This window comes from Psychrobacillus glaciei (genome assembly GCF_008973485.1).
Classification (GTDB): Bacteria; Bacillota; Bacilli; order Bacillales_A; family Planococcaceae; genus Psychrobacillus; species Psychrobacillus glaciei.
Map to the genome: position 1 here is coordinate 4,057,963 of NZ_CP031223.1, position 23,466 is coordinate 4,081,428.

Annotated in this window: 17 protein-coding genes; 2 read left to right on the forward strand and 15 right to left on the reverse strand. The window is 32.6% G+C overall.

All coding sequences use genetic code 11. The features are described from left to right. The first annotated feature begins 111 nt into the window (after positions 1-111). Together istA and istB are read left to right on the forward strand one after the other, a co-directional pair. Complete coding sequence (istA, locus tag PB01_RS19215) at positions 112-1,665, forward strand: IS21 family transposase (RefSeq protein ID WP_318837479.1); 1,554 nt, start codon at positions 112-114, stop codon at positions 1,663-1,665. Then, positions 1,662-2,435, forward strand: a complete 774-nt coding sequence (gene istB, locus PB01_RS19220; RefSeq protein WP_151701318.1) for an IS21-like element helper ATPase IstB — start codon at positions 1,662-1,664, stop codon at positions 2,433-2,435. Before istA ends, istB begins: the two co-directional genes overlap by 4 nt. On the opposite strand, the gene PB01_RS19225 is transcribed toward istB, so the two are convergent. The 15 genes from PB01_RS19225 to PB01_RS19300 form a co-directional block, all read right to left on the reverse strand. Beyond that, the gene (locus PB01_RS19225) at positions 2,382-2,753 is read right to left on the reverse strand and encodes a DUF3221 domain-containing protein (RefSeq protein ID WP_151701667.1); all 372 of its coding nucleotides are present in this window, start codon (positions 2,751-2,753) and stop codon (positions 2,382-2,384) included. The two genes, istB and PB01_RS19225, sit on opposite strands and share 54 nt — an antisense overlap. Positions 2,754-2,959: 206 nt before the next feature. Further along, entirely contained in the window at positions 2,960-3,436 is a 477-nt protein-coding gene (locus PB01_RS19230; protein ID WP_151701668.1) for a GNAT family N-acetyltransferase, read from the reverse strand. Between the two features lie 1,227 nt (positions 3,437-4,663). Continuing rightward, positions 4,664-5,110, reverse strand: coding sequence for a hypothetical protein (locus PB01_RS19240; protein WP_151701670.1), 447 nt, complete (start codon positions 5,108-5,110; stop codon positions 4,664-4,666). A 69-nt stretch (positions 5,111-5,179) separates the two neighbouring features. Beyond that, positions 5,180-6,217, reverse strand: coding sequence for a hypothetical protein (locus tag PB01_RS19245; RefSeq protein WP_151701671.1), 1,038 nt, complete (start codon positions 6,215-6,217; stop codon positions 5,180-5,182). Between the two features lie 448 nt (positions 6,218-6,665). After that, complete coding sequence (locus tag PB01_RS19250; RefSeq protein WP_151701672.1) at positions 6,666-7,415, reverse strand: DUF2290 domain-containing protein; 750 nt, start codon at positions 7,413-7,415, stop codon at positions 6,666-6,668. Then, entirely contained in the window at positions 7,412-9,586 is a 2,175-nt protein-coding gene (locus tag PB01_RS19255) for a DEAD/DEAH box helicase (protein ID WP_151701673.1), read from the reverse strand. The genes PB01_RS19250 and PB01_RS19255 overlap by 4 nt, the downstream gene beginning before the upstream one ends. Positions 9,587-9,809: 223 nt before the next feature. Further along, on the reverse strand, positions 9,810-11,708 hold the full coding sequence (locus tag PB01_RS19260) for a TnsD family Tn7-like transposition protein (RefSeq protein WP_225986110.1): 1,899 nt from the start codon (positions 11,706-11,708) through the stop codon (positions 9,810-9,812). Positions 11,709-11,725: 17 nt separating this feature from the next. Further along, positions 11,726-13,552 carry a TnsD family Tn7-like transposition protein gene (locus tag PB01_RS19265; RefSeq protein WP_151701674.1) on the reverse strand — a complete coding sequence of 609 codons (1,827 nt, stop codon included), beginning with the start codon at positions 13,550-13,552 and terminating at the stop codon, positions 11,726-11,728. Positions 13,553-13,637: 85 nt separating this feature from the next. Next, the gene (locus tag PB01_RS19270; RefSeq protein WP_151701675.1) at positions 13,638-15,329 is read right to left on the reverse strand and encodes an ATP-binding protein; all 1,692 of its coding nucleotides are present in this window, start codon (positions 15,327-15,329) and stop codon (positions 13,638-13,640) included. Beyond that, on the reverse strand, positions 15,304-17,463 hold the full coding sequence (locus PB01_RS19275) for a Mu transposase C-terminal domain-containing protein (RefSeq protein WP_151701676.1): 2,160 nt from the start codon (positions 17,461-17,463) through the stop codon (positions 15,304-15,306). Before PB01_RS19275 ends, PB01_RS19270 begins: the two co-directional genes overlap by 26 nt. Continuing rightward, entirely contained in the window at positions 17,460-18,299 is an 840-nt protein-coding gene (locus tag PB01_RS19280) for a TnsA endonuclease N-terminal domain-containing protein (protein ID WP_151701677.1), read from the reverse strand. Before PB01_RS19280 ends, PB01_RS19275 begins: the two co-directional genes overlap by 4 nt. 6 nt (positions 18,300-18,305) lie before the next feature. Next, positions 18,306-19,751, reverse strand: coding sequence for an ApeA N-terminal domain 1-containing protein (locus PB01_RS19285; RefSeq protein WP_151701678.1), 1,446 nt, complete (start codon positions 19,749-19,751; stop codon positions 18,306-18,308). Between the two features lie 204 nt (positions 19,752-19,955). After that, positions 19,956-21,758 (reverse strand): glutamine--fructose-6-phosphate transaminase (isomerizing), encoded by a 1,803-nt coding sequence (gene glmS, locus PB01_RS19290; protein WP_151702130.1) that lies wholly within the window; start codon positions 21,756-21,758, stop codon positions 19,956-19,958. Positions 21,759-22,352: 594 nt separating this feature from the next. Next, the gene (locus PB01_RS19295; protein ID WP_151701679.1) at positions 22,353-22,880 is read right to left on the reverse strand and encodes a chromate transporter; all 528 of its coding nucleotides are present in this window, start codon (positions 22,878-22,880) and stop codon (positions 22,353-22,355) included. Next, positions 22,877-23,455: a chromate transporter gene (locus PB01_RS19300; RefSeq protein WP_151702131.1), complete on the reverse strand. Its 579-nt coding sequence runs from the start codon at positions 23,453-23,455 to the stop codon at positions 22,877-22,879. Before PB01_RS19300 ends, PB01_RS19295 begins: the two co-directional genes overlap by 4 nt. Between the last annotated feature and the right edge of the window lie 11 nt (positions 23,456-23,466).

The window sequence follows — 23,466 nt, forward strand, 5'->3', positions numbered from 1 at the left end:
AAACGCTATACTAAAGTGAGCAATTTTCCACAAATAAGATTGAGCAGTTCTCCTCTAAATCAACCACTTCCTTTATACTGAATTGTGTAAATGGAAAGTGGGGAATCTGGAGTGACAAGGTTTATGGTTTATACGAAAATTTATGAATTATATGCAATGGGCTTTTCGAAGTCTGCAATTGCGAGAAAGTTAAGTATTTCTAGAAATACCGTTGCTAAATATTTAAAGAATACATCGGAGGAATTTGAAGAGTACCTACTCTCTTTGCAAACCCGTAAAAAGAAGTTAGATCCCTATCGGGATATCATTCTTGCATGGCTAAAAAGGTACCCTGATCTAAGTGGCGCACAGGTCTATGATTGGTTGAAAGAGAAACAAGATATTAGCGAAGAAGATATAGCTGAGAATACGACAAGAAATTATGTAAATGAACTACGTGTTGCATATCATATACCAAAAGTGTCAGAACAGAGAGTTTATGCAGCTGTCCCAGATAGTCCTATGGGTTTTCAAGGACAAGTAGATTTCGGTCAAGATCTTGTAACTGCTTATGACGGAACAAAAAAAAGACTTTATTTTGTCGGGTTTGTATTATCTCATTCTAGGTTTAAATACATTGAATTCTTAGATAGACCTTTCCGTACAACAGATTTAGTTCGTTGTCATGAGAATGCTTTTGAGTTTTTTGGAGGAATGCCCGAAGAATTGGTTTATGACCAAGACGCTTTACTCGCAGTAAGTGAAAATGCTGGTGATTTATTATTTACAAAGGAATTTGATAACTACCGAAAATTAAGGAAGTTTAACATTTATTTATGTAGAAAAAGCGATCCAGAATCTAAAGGTAAAATTGAACAAGTAGTTAAATTTGTAAAGCATAACTTCATGAAAAATCGTGAGTTCCAAGACATTCATTTGTGGAATCAACAAGCTATTCAATGGCTAGGGAGAACTGGAAATTACAAAGTACACCATAATACAAAAAAGAGACCTTCTTTAGTGCACACTGTCGAAAAGCTGCACCTAAGAAAAATCTCTTCCAAATTCTCCTTCGAGAATTCCCTTACAGAAAGTATAACAAGAACTATTCAAAAGGACAATATCATACGCTTTGAATCCAATCGCTATTCTGTACCTGTAGGTACTTACGATGCAAAAACTAAAAATGTGGCGTATTTAGAAGTATCTATAGATGGATATTTAGACATTCGATTACAGATAGGTGGTCCACCAATTGCAAGACATTTAGTTAGTAGTTTAAAGGGTCAATTAATTTATGATCCGTCTCATCATAAGAAACCTAGCTCAAAGAAAACACTTTTGAGAGAGGAAATTGAGCTTGCATTTTCTAACCAGGAATTAATTACTTGGTTCTTGGACGAATTGAATAAGAAGTATCCAAGACACTTGGTAGATCAGTTTAAAGTATTACAAATGGTCATTCGAAATCATCCAGACTACCTAGAAGAAGCGCTAGAAACAGTAAAAACTTTAAATATGATTAGTGCAAATGATTTTAGAGATATAGCTTTTACGTTACATAAAGAGTCAGAATCGCAAACAAAACAAGTAAGTGTAGAGTCATCAAAATATCAAAAATACAAGGCTGCAGAACGATCAGAAGATTACTATATTCGGTTATTATCTGGAGGTAAAAGATCATGACTTCTCCAATCGAATTATTGCAAGATAAATGTAGAACTTTGAGACTCGCTGAGACTGCAAAAGAGCTTCCCGCTCTTTTGCGCAATGCCGAATCCAACAGTTGGACTTATCACGAATTTATCAACGAACTACTCACTCATGAAACAGCGTGCCGAGAAAAAAAGACTGTTCAACGTTTAATGCAATGGGCAGACTTTCCCTACCAAAAGACATTAGCTGATTATCGGCTGGAAGAACAAAATGTGATTGGTGAAAGACAGTTTAAATTGTTAAAAGACCTTAACTGGATTGAAGAAATGTTTACACTGATTATAATGGGTCCCCCAGGGACCGGAAAAACACTATTGTCTGTGGGATTAGGCACTTTAGCCATTGAAAATGGATATCAGGTTTCTTTTGTCTCGATGGGAGAGCTTATCTACATTTTGAAAAGCCGTGACTATGTTAGTAAATCAAAAACACGATATAAACGAATTTCAACATCCGAATTAATCATTATTGATGATGTAATGTATATGACTGTAGATCCGAAAGAGGCAAGCTTATTCTTTCAATTTATATACGATATGTATGACAAATCTGCGTTTATATTAACGTCAAATAAAGGGCCAAATGAATGGGGTAAATTTTTAGGGGACACTTCTTTAACCACAGCTATATTAGATCGACTCCTTCATAGAAGTGAGGTAATATCCTTCGGAGAGGACGAAGAAAGTTTAAGAATGAAGTACAGAAAAACTTTGTTTCCCGAAGTAAGTGCTCAAACTTAATTGTGGAAAATTGATTAATCTTATTTTGTGAAAACTGCTCAATTCTACTTGACGGTTACAGGTGTCTTCATACCTTAAGTAGAAAAGTGAAATCCTTTCCTTACCCAACTCTTGAAGTGTTTTATCTTTAAGTGTTTCATATTGTTCTGAAGTAATGTCTTTAGCAAGCAATATTCTTCCTTCATATACTTCAAGTATATAACCTTCTATTATTAAACCTTCCTCTTTCGGCGTGGTTCTATTTTCTGCACATCCTGTTATGAAGAAAACAAAACTCAGAAAGATTAAAATTGTACAAAAATACCGTAAAAGTTTCATTTTTATCCCTCCTACAAATAGGTGTTTTATCAAAAAAAACGTTTTTCTTTATTAAACTAACCTGCGGCGTTAGTTCAATAAGATAAAAGAGCTGTCTGATCTGCTCAACGATTTTCACTAAAGCACCCGTTAGTTTAATAAGAACAGAAACGCTTATTCAACAATCACGCCCGTTTGTTGAATATGTAAGTTAATATTTGTATGGGTTAGAGATTTAACACAGTTACTGGTTCATTTTCGCATATCTCACCGTTATCATGAAACCCAAAACTTTCATAGAACTTTTTAGCAACAATGTTTTCGGCTTCATATGCTAACCAACAATATTGAGCATGCCCTACAGGGAATGTGCGTATGAACTCTAATATTTTTTTCATAGCCTCCCTACCATATTCCTGATTTTGGTATCTTTCACCAATCATTAGACGCAATATACAATAATTATTATTAGCGATTTTCGGAAGCTCGTAACCAGTAATACCATAAACAATCATAACAAATCCTACTATCTGTTCATCAGCATAAATTGCAAAAGGAAGTGGACTCCCTCCATTGGTAGCAAGAACATAACATGAAGCAACACTTGAAAGATTGGATGCAACAAAACGGCGTTGGTCCTCTGCAACTTCTAACCTGAATACCTCCCTTCGATTTTCTAATGTAATTTTCCGAAGTGAAATCATGTAACTCTCTCCTTCCCAAAAATTAATTTACTCTTCTTCTATTCTTTAACAGGGTCCTCGTATTCCTTCCTAAACCCGTTAGTTTAAGTGCAATATTTCGCAAATACACTCCGTAATTAGAATAAATATTCAATTTTACTTGATATTCTTCCTCCGTAAAATGGCATGATTGTTGAAGGCAAGTTAAACAACACTCTTCAACTAACCTGCCACGTTAGTTTAAGTGAACTACTTCACAATCTTTTTTGACTACATCTATATATTACCACATTATTATTCAATTACCTTGAATTGTCAGTAAATTTAGATGAACGTAAAAAAGCACGACCCTATAAAAACTTGGGTCGTGCTTTAAATTAAATTTTTCTATTGAAAGTGTCAGTTCCCGACTTTTTTGTCATTCAACATCAAATTAAATTTATTTATTGAACATGTCAGTACCCGACTTTGTTGTCATTCAACAAAATGTTGGTTTGGAATAAAGTTTGATTAAAAAGATGCTTTAAACATTGATTTTATAATAGAAGAACAAATTCCGTTTTGTAAAAAAGATTGATCAAAATACTAGTTCATCTTATTTCTTTGAGATACTATTTTGTAAAAAAGATTGATTATTTCATTTTATAAATGCAACTAACAAATTAGAATATATTCAACATCAACAATTTTACCTTCCTCAACATCTTCAGTTACTTCATTCCAAAGTTCTTCGTATCTATTAAAGGATATCCAAAGTTCATCTATATACTGTGGTTTTTCTATATTCTTAATTACATCAATAATAGCCGATTCTTCATAATTACTTTCATTAGTAATTAATAATATTCGCTTATATTCATTAGACATATAATTTCGGAATTTTTTTTCACATTCACTAAAATAGGAATTTATTCTAGTTAATAGCGCTGCTTTAGGAGGAATGAAAATATCTTGTATAGTGGACTGTTCAAAATATTCTATCGCAAATGAACTAGTCTTATTTGACTTTCCAAAAACAAATTTTATTTTATCGATACTAAATTCTTCTATAAATCTACTTTGTTCAAAATTTCCTTCAAGATAAATGATAATGTTACGAATAATATGATTTACACAACGACCTACTATCTTATTTTTTAAAGCTTCTTCACTCCCCCCTTTGTAGGAGAGAAAATTCTCTGGAACTGAACCTAACTTATATTTTTTTTCATTAAAAGAATTAATAGATATAGCTAATAATAAACCATTTTAAAAAAAATTTGTTTGCTCTGGCGTTATCTCTATACGCAATTCCTCTAGAGTTTTAAGAACTTTTTCTACAACAAGTTCTCCAATACCATTTAAAAAGCTTTCTATAAAATAGTACATCCTTTTTCTTTCTTTATTATCTTTCTTAATTGATTCATAATATAAAGTGTGGAGAGATTTCACCTCAATCACTATTTTTTCCTCACTATTAACTCTATTGATTAGAATTGCTTCGGGTTCAGGATTTGCCTTTTTTTCAAACTTAGAATCGACATCGCAACACTTTTCTAGAGTATAATCATTATATTTTTTAAAAGTGAAATCACTAATTCCCTTAGTATATTCACATCTTCGAAAACAATCATTATTATATATATTTGATTTACCCTTGTAATATTTATTGTCTTTATCCATCTCATTGCAAGGAAATTCAAATTCATGTATCATTAAAATTCTCCTCTAAAAATATTGGATTAAAATTATTAAATACAAAAATAAACAAACTAATCTTCATATTTAAATGTTTTTTAAATATGGAAATTTAGAATGAGCGTATTCTAAGAAGAATTGATATTCAAATATTTTAGGGTCTCCAATTCCTCTACTAAGAATGGCCTCACTGTATTTTAAACAAAAACTATTAAATTCATTGGTGTCATTAGGAATTATTCTAAATAAGTCATTATATATATTTGCAGTAGGTTCCTTCTTAAACTTTATACTATTAGGATTTTTACAAAAAAGATTAAAATAAGAATTCAAATTCCAAGATTCAATTTCACTATTTAAATTTATATGCCCATCTAATATATTTGTAAGTAAAACGACATCCACTTTATTATATGAGTTCGAATCAAAGAATGTGTTATTAGTAAATAATCCTGAAAATTCATTATAAAGATATCCCCAATAATCAAAAAATCTAGAGAAATCTATAGAAATAACGAGTATATTTATACTATTTTCGTTTGATGCAACAAATTTTTGCTGCCCCGATTTTAAATAATCTACTAGCTTATTATCTTCTAATTTTTTATAATTTATGTTTTCATACTCATATAAAGGACTTTGAACCATTTTTGAGAAAATATCTTGATTGAGGTCACATAGAAGATCATGCATATCTTTTTTATTTGTAAACCTGTATGATGTATTAACATTTAAATGCCTAACATTATATTCTGTTATCTTTGGACATTTAATTTCAAAGTTAAATATCCTGTTTTCCTTGATAACTTGTAAATCAATATCAAAATTATTTTGTTGATTTAATTTCTTTTCTAGATTGTATTTATATCCTTTATCTGAAACATGGTTCCAAAAAACAATTTCGGAAACCCCTTGAAAATAAACATCCTTATCAAATTTTTTATTTAGTTGTATCTTTTCAAAAAAAGAGTTTAATTTACTGTAGTTATTTACAATTTCCTTTTGATATAAGTTTCTTAAAACATTTAAAAACTCTTCTTTATATTGTTTGTTTAATTTCAAGCTATGTTGGGGCAAATTAAATAACGCTTTATCTACTTTATTTAGTAAATTTTCAAATTCCATGTCGTATTCCTTTTCTCCATTCTTCAGATTTTTTATATTTTAAACATGATTTCCACATTTCTCATCTACATATCATTAGAATATTTTCCTGAGAATTTTTCAATTTTAGAATAGATATCATCAAGTAAATTCCACCCCTTTAAAAAGTATCCATTTAACGTCTATTCTAACTGATATTCAATAAAGGGCATAAATACATTGCCAGATTGACTTTACCATTCCCCAATTTTAAATTACTGCGTTGTTTATTAGGAGATTGTATAATTTATCTGGAAAACAAACAATAGACTCTAATAGAGACGGATTATATTTTGACAACTTATTTCCACCTTTCTTTGTCTAAAAAATAAAAAAGAATCTTTTTTAAAAAGTAAATAAAAATAGTGTCAGAACCATGGTTAATAATGGATCAAACACTACTTCTTCTTAATAACAATGTAATATGTAATTAAATCTTAAATAAATAATGCATCTCTTCAAGTTCTGTTACAACCGAATTAAACTTTGTTAACATTGGATAATTTGATTCTTTCGATAACATCAATGACTTGAATCTAGTTAAATCCGCTAAATCATCAGAACGAATTTTTTTCCAATCATCAATATATGATGAGAATAACACTAAATCCATAAAATCAGACAATAAAGGCAATTTATTAATAGCTATTCGGAAATTATCATTCAATCCTATGTGTATATGACATCTCGGGTGAGTTAATTCGGTAAAATCTTTATCCGCGTCTGAAAAATCCAATCTTATATAATTAGAGCGATAGGTAAAATCCTTTTCGACATCCTGTACTAACTCATACCAAAGTTCCACTTGTTCATTCAAGTCAATATCACTTGTAAGTGCATCTAATAGTTCAGAGTCATATAACCCTGGATTAGGATAATAATTTAAATTTGCCTTAGTTACATACTGCTTTCTGCTTCCAGGGTCCTGCTTAAAAATATAATTTATTTGAACCATACTATGATCATTTAACAAAAATAAATATTCACCATTATTATAAAATCTTAAAAAATTTGTCACATATGTTTTTGTTTTATCCATTTTTGATTCTATCATTTTACTTGAGATTTTATCGAACTTACAATTTTTAGTGGTGAAAGTAGGATTTATTATTAAATTTTGATTCATTAGGTTAGCAATGGTTTTTTCAATGTCAGTTTGTATTATATCATATACACTCATTCTTTAGATTTCCCCCTAAGAATAAGATTTTCTAACTTTTTCAATGTTTCTTCATCCATAAACATTTCTAACTCCGACACATCGGATTGTCCCAATATATCAGCAAGTTGATCAGCTTGATTTTGTAATTTCTCTGAACGTTCACCATCTAAAGTGAGTAAGTTTAATTTTTCTATCGATTTAAAATCTTCTTCTGTTGGGAAATCAAATTTGTAATACCCATCTTGGATATCTTTCCACATCTTCTTAACTTCTTCTTGAAATAAATTAAATACATCCTTTTGTCCCGATAGATATAACCAACCTTTTGCTCTTGTCATAGCAACGAATAGCATATTTCTAAAGGTACGTTTTTCATATAAACTGTTTGCTAAATAAATTTTCTCACAACCTAACACAAAAACTATTGGAACTTCGTTTCCTTTTGCCCTTCTAACAGTTGTTAACGTAACATGGTTCTCTCGCATGAAGTCCTTAGCACCTTCAACCAAACCAGGCATTACACTTAATATATTGTTACTATATAAATAATTTTGGAGGGTTGCTAAACGCTTTTTACTATCTCTTTGTAAATCAACAACCATTATATCCTCAGGTTTGACTAATTCATTATAAATTAAATGATTTATATGTTTGGCGGTTACTTCAAGTTCTTCACTTGTGCTAACTGCTGCATATTTGTTTACAATAGGTAGGGACTTAAATTCTTGATCAATTTTATTTGGACTATTTTCAGTGGGACGAGTTATAATCGTTTCTTCACCGAACTCTAAACCTTTTTCTACAAAGAACCCTAGTGACTCCCAAGTCGATTTTTCTTTTATTATTTGAACAAAATCATTTTTAGAGTACATTCCAAATCCGAAAGCTAGGGCAGACATTAGTACGTCCTTATGATTTCTATAAGATTTCTTTAAAATATAATCATTCGATGGTAACAATGGAACCTTTAAAGAACCATCATTATTTACACCAAATAATTCTTTTGGTTCAGGTATTTTTGTGGAGTTAATAGTTTGTAAATCATCATAAGCCCAAATAATGTTCTTCGGCGGTTTAGTGACTTTTTCTAATAATTTAAAAAAGCTTACAGGCATATCTTGCGCTTCATCCACTAAAATATAATCATACTCTTGTTTAAGATTATTAGTTAATAAGCGGTTACAAGCTTCCTCAAACTTATCTGGATATCCATACAAATCTCTAACAGTTAGAGGTTTAATTCCGTTAGATAAGCAAATGTTATAGTATACTCCTGGACCTGAGTATTTTCCTCCCCAAGCATGAATTATCTCTAACTTATCAGGATTAATCTTTTCACCTGTTAATTTTGAATAGTATTTATTCACCAACTTTGTAACTTGATTATATAAACTCTGTGTTGAAAATGCATAAATAATTTTTGCATCTTTATATTTTCTATGCAGTCTCGCTGCCTTAATTGAAAGGATAACTGTTTTACCACTTCCTGCTAACCCTCTAATTCTTTGCGCTCCTTCTGTAATAGTCATACTTGCATCCAATTGATCCTCATCAAATAGACTAATCTGCTGGTTGTTGTACGCTATCGCATCTCTGACGTTAGAAATTGGAGTATCAACTATATATTCTGTTTCTTTAGTAAGTATGTTAGATTTTTGTATTACACTTAACATCTTTGACCAATCTTCATTGTCTATATTGACTTCTGGAATATCCTTTAAAAGTTTATAGCCATTGAAGTCTTCAAACAACAAAGTAACATTCTGCCTTTTTAAGTTAACACTAATGGTTTCACTACTTATTAATGGAAATAATACATACTTATGGATCTTAATATCTTCATAAATTTCATTTGAAGGCATTTTAATATCATTATCTAATTTAAAACAATAGTCTTGAAAGTCTAAGATTTTATTTTTTGTTTTATTTCCTTTAATTATCCAAAATTTATCATTAATCTCTGTTAAAAGCTCAGAAGTATAATCATAGTATATAAAAACAAAAATACCATATTTTTTTGAGCACACTGTAAATGTAGGTAAGATATCAGTAGGGGTAGCATAGTCAGGTTCTTTATAGTAAAGAATTGCCTCACTCTCATCTTTAAAAACTTCATCTAAATAATTTTTGATTTTCCTTGCTAATCTGTCCCCTTGGAAGGAAACTAGATCATAAATTTTCTCTTGCATAGTGCACCTCTTCTCAATTTTTACCTTCGTTACTTAATTAAACTATACATTACTAGTTAAATAAATATTAAAATACTCCCCCGATCTGAAATTTTATTTGCTCAAGCGATCAAAATCCTAATCTTCTAATACTTCCTTCTTTACACATTTAGCTTTCAGGTCTCAAAAGGATGGCTAATCTAATTTTAGTAAATTTACTGGATTAATAAATTTAACAAGTCGTTTACTTAATATGCTTCATTTCAAGTTTAGCCTGTATATACTCTTCTAATTTTAACTTTATTTCGTTAAAATGATGTAATTTAACTGCGCCCATTTTTTGTACTTTCCAAAGAGCGATTGGTTCATCGTCTTCTAATAATTGGTCTATAACATTAAAACATCGTCTAATTTGAAAATCTTGCACAGACTCATTTATTTCATTTAATAACCGGTTTGTGTGAGGCAATTTTATTACACGCGTCTTCTCTATATTATCTAGAATATTCAACCTCCTGCCAATAGTTGAACGCGTAATTCTCACTGGCTTGTCTAGTTCTAATAATTCTTTGTGGAGGGCCTGTATTTTCTCGTAGTATTCTTGATCCCGCATATTCCAATCAACTGTTTGCACTTGTACTTTTTTTCGCTTTTTTGGCATGTTAGCATTAAACCATTCTTTATCATTTAAAGATAAAAAACTATATTTTTTTTTAAATCGTCCTTTTAATTCCGTTCTACTGTAACTAGGAAATCGGTTCGTAGCTTCAAGAAGTTCTACACGATATTTAGCTATTAATATTTCTTTATTTGCACAGTTATTACTTTTCATTTTTTGGCGATATTTCAAATGCTTTATAACCGTTACCGAAGAAGTCTCTAACTGTTTCGCTATTTTTTTTGCACTTAAACCTTTCTTGTTCAAATCCTGTACTTGTGCTATCCAGGCATCCCCATAGTCTTTTATGTAATTTATTCGATATCTATCGTCAACTATTATGTCCGGCCCCTTCCGAACATAAACATAACCACATGAACATGAAAATTCACCTACTGGATTTTTACTATAATAATCTCTTTTTATACGCATATCATTAACAACATTTTGTTTATAATGAATGGAAGCCTTATTTAAACACGGCCATGGTCCTGAACCAAATGGACCTTGATCTGGTTTAACTAAAAAAAATGATTCAATATCATGATCCAAAAAATAAATCATTAGTAAATGTCTGAATGGATGTACATGACGATTTATATTGCGTGTTATTATTCTCAACCAATTATTTGTATCTTTTATATCAAGTGAACACTCATATTTTTCTAAAAACCCGTTTGGGAATTTCAACTCAAAAGCTTCGTATAACTCTTTTTTTCTTACTTTATTTTCAAGTGTTAATAAATTTCGTTCTCTAAAGAGAGTTCTATATCTAAGTTCAATAATTTCTCTAGAGAATTTATTGATTGGAATTTGTAATAAATGATATGCCATTTTTGCTAATTTAACTTGAAGAATACCTATTTCGTTTTGTTCTTCTTTTGAAGGTGAAAGTGAAACAAGATCCATTTTTCTTTTATCAAATCTAATATATTCATATTTACTTTCTAACCTAGGGTTTAAAATATATTTTTTTAATTTCAATCCATGATGTGCACAATATTCTATTCCTTGAAGTTGATGTTCACGATGAATAAATGGTTCACCATATTTCTCGATATCTTCATTTGCGCACTGCGAGCAATAATACAAACCATTCTTTCGACAAATTCCTCCTGCTACCATTCCTAATCTAGAATAAAGTCCTGATCCCTTTCCTTTTACATCATTTATCACCTCTTGCTGTCTCTTACTTGAAATAAAAGGGGAATAATAGGAATAAATTGTATGATCAGCAAGTATACTTTCAACCGAGTAATTTTCACCTATGTTTTGAACTAAAGTAGAAAATCTACTCCCTACTTCTATACTTGAAGTAACTGAACGCGATAGAAATAACTCTTCTAAAGTGTCTTTAATGTCAATATTACCGCTATAAAAATGATAACGCGCAATTGAAGAATAAAGTAATTCATCCTTATAAGGATCAGTAAAGAAAGATAATATTTTAATCGATCTCCTAACGATATTTGAAATTAAATTCATTTCCCCAGATTTTTCAACTATCTATAATTTTTTATATAAATTTCTAACATAGGTTTTATTTTTTGAAAATATACCGATTTTATCCCTGCATTTCTTTGTAATTTCCAAAGAATTATCGTTTCTTTTTCTAGTAACATTCTATCGATTAATTTATAACATCTTCGAAGTTGATATTCTTGTATATTCTCAGTTATTTCATCCAGTAATCTTTTAGTAATTGGTAACTTGTCCAAATGGCGCTCTAAATTAGCTAGTATGCCTAGCTGTTTTCCTATCACTGAAACAGTTATACGAACTGGCTGTTGTCGGTCCAATAATTGTTTATACAACAGTTTTACTTCTCTAACATAAACTTTGTCTCGTATTGCCCAATCAACTGTTTTAGTAGGTTGTTGTTTCTTTTGTTTAGGAGATAAGCGTTCCATAAGCCATTGCTTATCGTGACGATATAAAAACATATATTGCTTCTTAAATTCTTCTCGCAAAGCTGTTCGAGATAAAAGAGGAAACTCTTTCATTCCAGAAATAATTTCATTTTTGTATTGCTGCAGTCGCACTATATCTATTTTATATTTCTTTTTATTATCTATTTCTAAGTGTTCTTCCAGATACTTTTTAACTGTTTTAGAATCTACTCCAAGCTCTCTAGAAATAGCTCTTGTGCTTATATTTTTATTAGCCAACTGCTTAAGCTTAATCTGCCACACCTCTCCAAATTCTTTTACTCGCCCTATCCGGAATTTATCTTCTAGTGAAATATCAGGACCTTTTCTTGCATAAACAAACCCACAGGAGCAAGTAAATGTACCGATAGGAGAGTTAGTTTTATAATCTCTTGTTACTTCCACATCTTGAATTACTCGTTGATTGTAATGGGTTGTTCCTTTATTCAGACAAGGGAACGGTCCTGTACCAAATGGGCCTTCATCAGCTTTACTATTAACGAAATCATCTATGCCTTGTTCTAGAAAATAAAGCGTTAGCAAGTGTCTAAATGGATGTACATGACGTTTTGAATTACGCGTAATAATCTTTAGCCAGTTGTACTCATTATTTATATCCAAATCACTCTCATGTTGGTTTAAAAAATCTGTTGGAAATTTACTTCGAAATCCTTGATACAGTTCTTTTTGTCGTAACCGATTTGAAACTGTAACAAGATTCTTTTCACGTAATAATGCACGATATTTTAATGTTATTTCCTCACGTGAAAGCTGATGTAATGATAACTGCAATAGTTTATACACTTGCTTTGCCAAATGAACCGAAAAATTTGCATAAGGATCAACTTTATAAATTGGCGAAAGATTCATCTTGTCTATTTCAAAACGAATATATTCAGTACGACTAGTGATTTCTGCTTCATATTTTAGTAATGACAACTCATGATGAGGGCAATATTCAATTCCTTGCAATTGATGCTCTCGATGGATATAGGGCTCGCCATATCTATTTAGATCTGCTTTTGCACATTCTCCACAATAATACAGTCCATCTTTTCTGCATATGCTTCCAGCTACCACACCAAGCCTTGTATAAAGTCCTTTTCCATCTCCTGCAACATCTTGCAAGATTTCTTGCTGACGTTGCTTTGAAAGAAAGATTGCATAATAAGGATAAATTGTATGATTTGCTAATATATTTTCAACAGAGTAATTGGAGCCAAGCTGCTCAGCTAATACAGAAAAATGGCTACCAATCTCCACACTCGGGATCACAGAACGACTTTGAAATAATTCTTCTAAAGTGTCCTTACAATCAATATTTCCACTATAAAAGTGATAACGAGCAATCGCTGAATATATTAATTCATCTGGATATGGATTCGTAAAGAACGGTAGCATTCTAATGTCCCCCTAGTTATACGCGACTTACTTTTATAATGTCGATACAACTAGGTTTTTAGACACCTCATGCCTTAATTTTTAATTACTTATAAAATTCTTGTAATGGATTTTTAATAAATTTCATAACTTTCAACAATTCATATGGATGTTGCTTTTGTTCTAATGCTTTTGTTCTTAGCGCTAACAATGGCAATAATTCTACCTTTTTCACCCCAGGTTCTTTTCTTACTTTCTTTTGGTGGTTTAATATAATAGCCTTTTGAATTGCTTCAGTTTTTAATAAATTTAAATCTGTATCAATAGGGTTATTATCAACAATTTTTGCGATGAGATTTCTAATTTCATTTACATTTAAACTATCGAAAATTCCTAATGCTGAGATTTCCACACTCAAGTTTTCAATCATATCTCGTCGTCTATAATCCAGTGAATGTTGGCGTTCTTTAAAGCCTTTGCGGATTCGCCCTTCTAGTTCCGTATCAAGCTTATGATTAAGCATCAGTTCATCTAAATTAATCATGATGTCCTCATATTTCATCATGTCTTTTAAATTATTGGTACGAATTGCTTTCATCATAGGCTGAAGAATTTGCATATCTACTTTAGCAGTCTTTTTGAGCACTTTTGAATTAATAATTTCATTAACATTATCATCATTAAACATCGCTCGCTCCTGAGCCAAAATAAATAGACAAACAGCAACAGAAGTTATTCCTTGGCACTCATCATAAAACGTCTTTCTCACATCATTGGTAAGTTCAGAACGTGTTTTCAAGCATTGTAGTTCCCACAATGTTTCCAAGAAAAACTCCCATTCTTCACTATCCTCAGCCATACGGTCCCAAATGATAGCACCGTCACTTGCTGCACGACGGGCTTGACGAAAGTTTCCTTTAAACAACTGTTGTGCTTTTGATGTGCCGATTAGAACCGTTGGAATCCCTACCGTATTGGACAATGTAACAAAGAAGTTCAACATTTCCTCTTGATCATTTTTTGAATGTAAGAGATGCTGAATTTCATCTATTACTAGCACGCCAATTCCATACATGCTGGCCAATGAAGTCATGTGAAGAAGCATTGTTGACGTAACGCGATTCAAATAGCCATATTTCTCTAAATAACGAGTTCCCAATAAATCATCAATCGCTTTAAAAAAGCTTTTGCACAGCGTTGAAAGACTACCATCATATGGGCAATCTATTTTAAGCCAAACAATTTGTGTACGATTAAAAGGCATTCCTTCATAAGTTTCATGCTTAATGACTTGTGGGTACATAAGTAACAAGCGTTCTATTGCTGTCGTTTTACCGATACCTGAAATCCCAATAATCGAAAGGCTATCAGCTGTTGAACGAATATAGTTCAAACGCTCATCAATATGCTTATGGGCTTCTGCTTCATCCTCCCGCAATTGATGCAACACTCGAATACGTTCTAAAAATGTTTTATCTAACGGATTACGAGCTAAGTATCCCCGACGAATTAATGTCGATAGTCTTCGTTCTACTTCAAAATGAATTGGTAAAGGCTGAATGAAATTTTTTACACGCTTTAAAATATGGTAGCGAACGTTTGCTTCACTTTGTTTATCTTGTTTTGTTATACGAGGTGTCACCATAAAGCGCTCAATTACTTCATCTTCATCAAAAATTGGTGGCAGAGATTCGATGAATGGATTATTACTGTATTCAGATAAAGCTTGCTCTTTATAGATCGCTGTTTCAAATTCCCCTCTCAGAACAAGATTACTCATCCTTTCCATATTTCTCATCTCGCTTCTTCTTTAATTTTTCCATTCGACGTGAACTAGCCTTTTTAGAAGGTTCTTCAATTTGTCGATTTTTTGAAGTGAATTCGATTACTTGTGCTGGTTGTTCACTCACTTTTTCTACTAAATTAAACTTCTCATAATTTCTGTTCATAATTTTTTCTGCTTGTCTATTTACACGAATATCTTTAACTTTTTCTGAATTACTTACGTAATTAGGTACAGTACTTTTCTTCTGAGCTACTGCTTGGCTAATGATAGATTCAATTTCTACATCTACATTAATTGTATTTTCTTTCTGGTTAACCGTTTCCTCTTTTTTTAATTCTTCACGTAAATCTTGAAAAAACTCAATTTCTTCAAAAAAACTTCCTTTAAATTGCGCGCTCGTTTCTAATAAATAGCATGTATCAAAACTACGTCCATCTGTGTGCGGAATATATAATTGATTCATATTCCTTGGATCATAAACGACCTCGATACTTTGTTTTTTAAATTTTAAATACCATTTTTCGTTCAATGCTTTTTCAGAACCATAAAAAAGCCCCTTAAATCTAATACCTGCCCGGGTTATTTTGGCATTCCCTTTAGGTAATAAATTCAGTCTCATCACATTTTGATCTGTGACAGTCTGAAGTCGACCTTTTTTATTTTCAATGCCCCAATACCATAAATTAATAGGAGTCGCTGTTAATTTATCCGCAATCATTTCTTTTTCAAGTGGATACTTATCAATAATTTTCTGATTGTGGTGTAACACAAGATGAATAATGATTTTCGTAAATTCTTCTAAATTTAAGCTCGCATCTAGACGATAATCACGGTCTCCACGTTCACGATATTCTTTTTGTATTGCTCCAGGAGCCTTACGTTTTATCTTGCCATTAATTGTACGGAATTGTCGTTCAATAATTCCTTTTAAATCGCCACGATAAGGCGAGGTGTTTTCAATTTTTACATTTAAGTTGTTTATCAAGTTTTCTACTGAATAACCTTCAAATTCGCCACGGTCAGCTATGATAATCTCTGACAGATGATGAGCAGGCCATTGTGATTCTTCGATTGCAATATCATACTTAGCACAAAATTCACCTTTATTCATCACCATGTTATCTAAAGTCATCATTGCTCCGAGCCATGACGGTCCTTCTAGACCAACATATATCCCTGTAATCATACGTGAATATACATCAATCACACCATAAACAATGGGACGTCCTATAATTAACGACCGATCAAATGAACTTACTAAATACACATCTGCAATTGTTGCATCAATTTGAAAGCGTGTACCAGGACCATCCGTTTCAAGTGTTGAATTACTTAAAATAGGACGGTGCTTTAATTCAAACTCTTTTGAACTATATCTTAACTGGATATCAATTTGAGGGTCTTCTAGTTTTTTAAACCAATAGTAAAACTGCGTATAGGTAGGTATTCTTGAAGCATCCCAAACCTTAAATTTTAATATATTTCCTTCATAATATTTGTCAGAATAGAATTCTCTTAATAAATAGTTATAAGTATCTGTAAGAGAAAGCTGCTCTTTTTTTCGATAATACTTCTTGATGACATAATTAAACTGTTTTTTTACTTCTTCAGTGGTATTGATACCATTTTCAATTGAAGTATATTTCCTCGGTCGACCTACTTTAGCTACCGTAGTAAGAATCCGTTCTTTCCCTTTACCACCGGAGTACATATAATCCGGCAATAAAGCATTTTTATTTAATCCACGTTGCCAAAAGCGAGAAAAGATGCGTTTAACCTTTATCTTAGCAATATCGTTTTGTATCGCTAACCTATCAAAGGCTTCGTCTCTTAACTTTTTATTTAACAAATCATCCTTTAAATTAGCCCAGCCTACAGTTACAATGGTCCAATCTTCATCGCGTATTTGAATTTGCTTTTCTGTTAAGTCATTATCTGAGTAGCTTTTAGCAAATGGATCTGGAATAGGTAATAATATATCACTTTGCATTTCTGCTTCTAAGTCCACAGTAAACGCTTTTTTAGGCATTGACGTATCACCATGAAGTTCCACGAAATAAGCAACATCACTATCTATCTCGATCACGCGAATACGATTTTTTTCTTCTCTATCGGTATACTGATATACATGGTTGTAAAAAATCATATTGCTTTCACCTTATCAGAAAAATCTGTTCGAACTGCTTTTATATTTAGAATTTTAGTCACGTCTAGCTTTTCACTTAAATCAATTTCAATTACTTTAGTCATTACAAGATACTTAAAAATGGAAAGACCACATCCAACTACCATGCCAAAATTGTTTTCCATCTCTTTTGCAATTTGCTTAACGGTCTTTTCCTGAGCTAACAGAACTTGAAGAAAGTAAATACTCATATCTTCAATATCGTATGTGCTACATTTCTCAAAGCCCTCTAACATTGCTAAGTCTGCATATCTATGAACAAAAGCTATATTATGAGCAATTGTTTTCGGCACCTCTAGTTCTGTTACGATTCCCCACTGAACACCTTGTCTTTCCCAATAAATACGCTCAATTTCAAACTTTTCGAGTACACGTTCATCCATTAAATCTTTCTTATATTTTAAAGTGCGAGCTATATGCTCATGTTGTCCATCCTTTAAGGTCGTTACAAGAAAATCCGTAGTCATCACAATAGGCTCATTGGTCTTAGGGTCAGTAGGATGCTTGATACCTAATTCATCCGCTATTACAATTGTTTCTTCAATAGTGAGTAAAGGATACTGTTCCCGAATATCGACTACTAAATCTGAATATTCTAATAAATAAAAGTAGTTTCGTTCCAAATCTGAAAGAAATTCGAATTGTCGCGGAATCTTATAACCTTTTAACCGCGTAGAGCGTCCAAGTGAACCTACATCTTGAATAACTAACCACGGCTTATAATCCGTTCCTATTCCTTGTCCGCGACCGTCTTTTAACCTTTTCTCAACTGACGATGAACGTTTGCGTTTCGCCATAGCGCATTACCTCTTCCTATTCATATTCGTACTACGAAGGGCTTGAAGATAGGAGCGATGTTTTGATATTTTCAACACCTTCTCCTTGGTTATAGCTAATATTAACTCTTCACTTAGTTCTAATTCTGTCATCAAATAATATTCAATCATTATAATTAACAACGTCGTTAGTTGAACTAACTCTTCACCTGTTACAGCCTTCTTCCTCAAACTTTCATCAAAATGAGTATTATAATTTCTAGTATTTTTAATATCCTTTATCAAACTTTCAATCTTAATTCCTTGAAGTTTAAATAGATGGTATGCTTTCCCATAGTTTTTATTAGTCGTGTTTTTTACTGGGAAAAACAAATCTTCTAATCGTTCATGTAAAGATGGTTCATTAGAAAAATTTAATTTACCTTGTAGCCAATCTCTATATTCTTCTGGGCCTGAAGATAATATAGAATCTATTTTCAACTTATGCTCAGCTTTAGGTAACACTACATTTTTTCTAGTTAAACGATGGTAAGCTTCTAACGCTTGAACAGCATTTAAAAAATGCATCTCATAAGATGTATGCTGATAGTTAATACCAGTGTATAAATCAATAACGGGCTGTAAAAGTTCATTTTTAGAAAACCAGTTTTCCATACACTTTTCAAAGTCATTAGCTATTTTATCTAGTCTTAAATTAATATTAATAAAATGCAATTTAGGTATTTCTTCTACTTCACTTTTTTCTATACCATGTCCGTAAACTTCAAAAGGTAAAGTAAAATCAGCTTGCTTGTTAGGAATTGGCATTGCTACAATTGTTTCAATATAAGTGCGGGTTGATGTACAAAGAGTAAGAAAATCACGAACTTTATTAATTAGAATTAGTGCTTGTTCTAATGGTTTAGGTTGTTCAAATAAGATTTTAAATTTACAAATTGTATTAATTTTAAACTCATGCGAATGTTGAGAGAAGTAATCTGGTATCACTTCATAATCAATACTAAAAATAAAATCTTCATACTTACAATTTATATTTTGTAGCTCCTTGACTGTAATTAAATGTCCTTTTTCTACGTCATAGTCTATCTCAATAGCTTCTTGATGAGCCCATACATCCATATTACTGAGTTTAAAATTCACTTCAGTAACAAGCAAGTCTTCAATGTTTTCAAATAAAACGTCTTCTAATACATACCTGCAATGAACAACTATTTCATAACGTTTTGAATAATCATTTTGGGAAGATATTGATACATTTTGAGCTAAACTACAATCAACTAATGTAAAAGATGTTCCTCTATGTGTTTTACCAAATACATTTGCAGAAAAATGCGGAAGTTCAACAGCTTCTTCGTTATATAGCTTCAACTCATATATTTTTTGTTCATGATTAATTTCTAGTATTCCATTTAAATCAATATCACTACCTAGTACTCTCCAACTTCCATAATGCATACTATTATTTCGAGACACCTTAATTCCCCCTAAGATAGAATTCCAACTGCTTTTTTCTGAAAAATAAAAAAATAACCCCTTACGGATATAATACCCGAAGAGGTTATTTTTTATCAATCTTTAATATAAATGAACAATCTTTAATATAAATAATCAAACTTTGTTACAAATGATCAATCTTTTTTACAAAGCAACACAAAATTTAATAAATATAACCACTTTTTATTCCACTGTAACTGATTTAGCCAAGTTTCTTGGTTTATCCACGTCACAATCTCTATGCAATGCTGCATAATAACTAATCAGTTGAAGCGGAATTACTGCTACTAGTGGAGCGAATAGCTCGTGTACTTTTGGAAGTACGAAGCGGTCGCCTTCTTCTTCATGGCCTTCCATAGCAATAATACATGGGTTTGCGCCACGTGCTACTACTTCTTTTACGTTTCCACGAATGTTCAGGCTCACTGCTTGTTGAGTGGCAAGAGCAAAAATCGGTGTACCATCTTCGATTAGAGCGATTGTACCATGTTTTAGTTCTCCGCCTGCAAAGCCTTCTGCTTGAATATATGAAATTTCTTTTAGTTTTAGAGCACCTTCTAAACTTACGTAGAAGTCGACGTTGCGTCCGATGAAGAATGCATTTCTAGTTGTTGCTAAAAATTCTGTTGCGATTTGTTCCATTTCTTCTTTGGAGTCCACGATTGCTTGCACCGCATTTGCTGCAATCCCTAGTTCTTTCACTACATCAAAGTCTAGTGTTTTCCCTTGAGACTGTGCATATACAGAAGCTGATACCATTAATACTGCAACTTGAGCAACATAAGCTTTTGTAGATGCAACTGCAATTTCAGGACCAGCATGAAGTAATAATGTATGATCTGCTTCGCGAGAAAGTGTTGAACCTGGTACGTTTGTCATTGTAATCGTTGGGTAACCTTTTTCTTTTATTTTCACAAGTACTTGTCTGCTGTCTGCTGTTTCACCTGATTGTGTCAAGAACATAAACAATGGTTTCTCTGATAGAAGCGGCATGTTGTAGCCAAATTCGCTCGAAATATGCACTTCTACTGGAATACCAGCAATTTTTTCGAAGTATTCTTTACCAATCAGTCCACCGTGATAGCTTGTTCCTGCTGCGATAATATATAAACGGTCTGCATCATGAAATGCATCTAAAATAGCTTGATCAATTGTAAGCTCGCCTTGTTCGTTTTGGTATGCTTGAATTATTTTACGGATTACAGCAGGCTGTTCGTCCATTTCTTTAAGCATATAATGAGGATATGTTCCTTTTTCAATATCACTCATATCAAGTTCCGCTTTGTACGACGCACGTTTTACTTTTGTGCCGTCTAGTTTTTGAATTTCAACAGAATCTTTTTGCACGATTACGATTTCTTGGTCATGAAGCTCTACATACTGCTCCGTAACCTGTAGCATCGCCATAGCATCAGAAGCTACAACATTAAATCCATCACCAATTCCTACTAGTAGTGGTGATTTATTTTTCGCTACATAAATCGTATTTTTATCTTCTTTGTCTAGTAGAGCAAGTGCATACGATCCGTGAATAAGATGCAATGTTTTTCTAAGTGCATCTACTGTAGATAGCCCGTCTTGTGAGAATTTCTCAATAAGCTGAACAATTACTTCTGTATCCGTATCAGATGCCATTTCTACATTAGATAAATATGCTTTTTTCATTAGGTGATAGTTTTCAATAACACCATTATGCACAAGCGTGAAACGTTTTGTCGTACTTTGATGTGGATGTGCATTTAGTTGATTTGGAACTCCGTGAGTAGCCCAACGAGTATGACCAATCCCAAGCTTCGCATCTACCTCTTCATCTACTACGTCACGTAAATCAGCTATACGTCCTTTTTCTTTGAAAACAACTACGCCTTCTTTATTTAACACAGCAATCCCCGCAGAGTCGTATCCACGGTACTCTAATTTTTCTAAACCATTTAACAAAATTTCTTTAACATCTGCTTCTCCAATATATCCTACAATTCCACACATAATCTTATTTCCTCCATATACATTCATGTCTAAATAAGCATGCTTCAGACTGTTGAGAAACGCTCGCATTCTTTGTTGCTTGCACTCGTTGTAAGCTCATGAACTATAAGTTCTATTCGCTTCCGCCTCGTGCTTGCGCGCCTCGACTGACAAGCGTTTTCAATCAGCCTGAAGCTCTACCTCCGAATAAAGAGTTTATTTTCCCTAAGTACCTACACAATGCTCATTAAGCTAAGAATGCCTTCTTTTCCCCTCTGTCATACAATCACTCATATGGTTTATGAAAAAGAATAACAACCGGGCAAATACGGTCGGGAGGCATCCGCCGAAAGTTCGATAACCTCCACCTCGTCTGCTGAAGATACATTTCCGTCCAATTTCTTCAGCTCTGGCGCTATAATTGTTTTCCTGTTTTTACGCGTTTCTTGTCCCTCCATTTCTACGCGGTTACATGAGAAGTCTTACCTCTCACCGACAACACTACCATCATACATAAATTGGGTACAATAGTCAATTTAAGTACCTTGTTTCTATAAGATGCTGCTCCTGAAGAATTTGCTACACAAAAAGAGCCACATATCTGTGACTCTTCGTTTAACCGGTAATCGCACCATATATTAAAGCTAATAAAATAACAAATGCGGGATGGACTTTGAACTTAACTAATAATAGCAAGCTGGCAGCTATTAGTATGATTGAACTCCACATTCCCAATCCTATTACAGATTCTTGTGCAAACTGGATGGTCATAAAACCTAGTAAAACGGCAATGATCGGTCGAATAAACTTCGATAAGTTTTTTACTTCCGGAGAATCTTTATACTTTAATAAGATGGCCATCATACCAATCATTAATATTAATGTGGGAGCTATAGTGGCAAACATTGCGATGAAGGAACCTAATATACCACCCTCTGTGTAACCAATATAACCTGCCATTTTCGTAGCAATTGGTCCAGGTAGAGAGTTCCCAATAGCGACTACTTCGCTGAATTCTTGTGTTGTCATCCAGCCATATTTCCCCACTACTTCATGTTCCACTAATGGTATGGAGGCTGGACCTCCTCCATAGCCTAGTATGTTCGGAATAAAAAAGGCTAGAAATATACGCCAATAGATCATATTTTCTTCCTCCTTTTAAGTAAGGGGGCGAACACAAGAACTATGCACGCTAAAATGACAATGGCAGGATGAATATGTAGAACCTCTATTAATACAGTTGAAAGAACTATTAACAACAATGCCTTCAACCAACCAAGAGATTCTCCTGATTTCTTTATAAAGTCCCACGTTAATTGACCAAGCAATACCGCTACAACTGGTATTACTGCGATAGACATATTTTGCACTTTCGGAATATCCTTATACTTTTGTATTAATCCCAATAATAAAATCATCATTAGTACAGTCGGAATTACGGATACAATAATTGCATTTAAACAACCCCATATACCAGCTATCCGGTAGCCGATATACCCTGCCATTTTTGTGTTAATTGGTCCAGGCAACGTATTTGCAAGGGCAAGCGTGTCTCCAAATTCATCTTCATCCATCCAGCCATATTTTTTTACAACCTCTTGATGAACGAGTGGTATAGAAGATGGCCCCCCTCCGAATCCAAGAATCCCTGAACGAAAAAAGGCTATACTTATATCCCTCTGAAGAACACGACCTGGACGCTTGGATTTGTTCTTCATTGCAATACGTT

Excerpts from the sequence above, each read along its gene's own strand:
- istB (WP_151701318.1), top strand. The coding sequence starts at position 1,662 with ATGACTTCTCCAATCGAATTATTGCAAGATAAATGTAGAACTTTGAGA.
- PB01_RS19225 (WP_151701667.1), bottom strand. The coding sequence starts at position 2,753 with ATGAAACTTTTACGGTATTTTTGTACAATTTTAATCTTTCTGAGTTTT.
- PB01_RS19230 (WP_151701668.1), bottom strand. The coding sequence starts at position 3,436 with ATGATTTCACTTCGGAAAATTACATTAGAAAATCGAAGGGAGGTATTC.
- PB01_RS19240 (WP_151701670.1), bottom strand. The coding sequence starts at position 5,110 with ATGATACATGAATTTGAATTTCCTTGCAATGAGATGGATAAAGACAAT.
- PB01_RS19245 (WP_151701671.1), bottom strand. The coding sequence starts at position 6,217 with ATGGAATTTGAAAATTTACTAAATAAAGTAGATAAAGCGTTATTTAAT.
- PB01_RS19250 (WP_151701672.1), bottom strand. The coding sequence starts at position 7,415 with ATGAGTGTATATGATATAATACAAACTGACATTGAAAAAACCATTGCT.
- PB01_RS19255 (WP_151701673.1), bottom strand. The coding sequence starts at position 9,586 with ATGCAAGAGAAAATTTATGATCTAGTTTCCTTCCAAGGGGACAGATTA.
- PB01_RS19260 (WP_225986110.1), bottom strand. The coding sequence starts at position 11,708 with ATGAATTTAATTTCAAATATCGTTAGGAGATCGATTAAAATATTATCT.
- PB01_RS19265 (WP_151701674.1), bottom strand. The coding sequence starts at position 13,552 with ATGCTACCGTTCTTTACGAATCCATATCCAGATGAATTAATATATTCA.
- PB01_RS19270 (WP_151701675.1), bottom strand. The coding sequence starts at position 15,329 with ATGAGAAATATGGAAAGGATGAGTAATCTTGTTCTGAGAGGGGAATTT.
- PB01_RS19275 (WP_151701676.1), bottom strand. The coding sequence starts at position 17,463 with ATGATTTTTTACAACCATGTATATCAGTATACCGATAGAGAAGAAAAA.
- PB01_RS19280 (WP_151701677.1), bottom strand. The coding sequence starts at position 18,299 with ATGGCGAAACGCAAACGTTCATCGTCAGTTGAGAAAAGGTTAAAAGAC.
- glmS (WP_151702130.1), bottom strand. The coding sequence starts at position 21,758 with ATGTGTGGAATTGTAGGATATATTGGAGAAGCAGATGTTAAAGAAATT.
- PB01_RS19295 (WP_151701679.1), bottom strand. The coding sequence starts at position 22,880 with ATGATCTATTGGCGTATATTTCTAGCCTTTTTTATTCCGAACATACTA.
- PB01_RS19300 (WP_151702131.1), bottom strand. The coding sequence starts at position 23,455 with ATGAAGAACAAATCCAAGCGTCCAGGTCGTGTTCTTCAGAGGGATATA.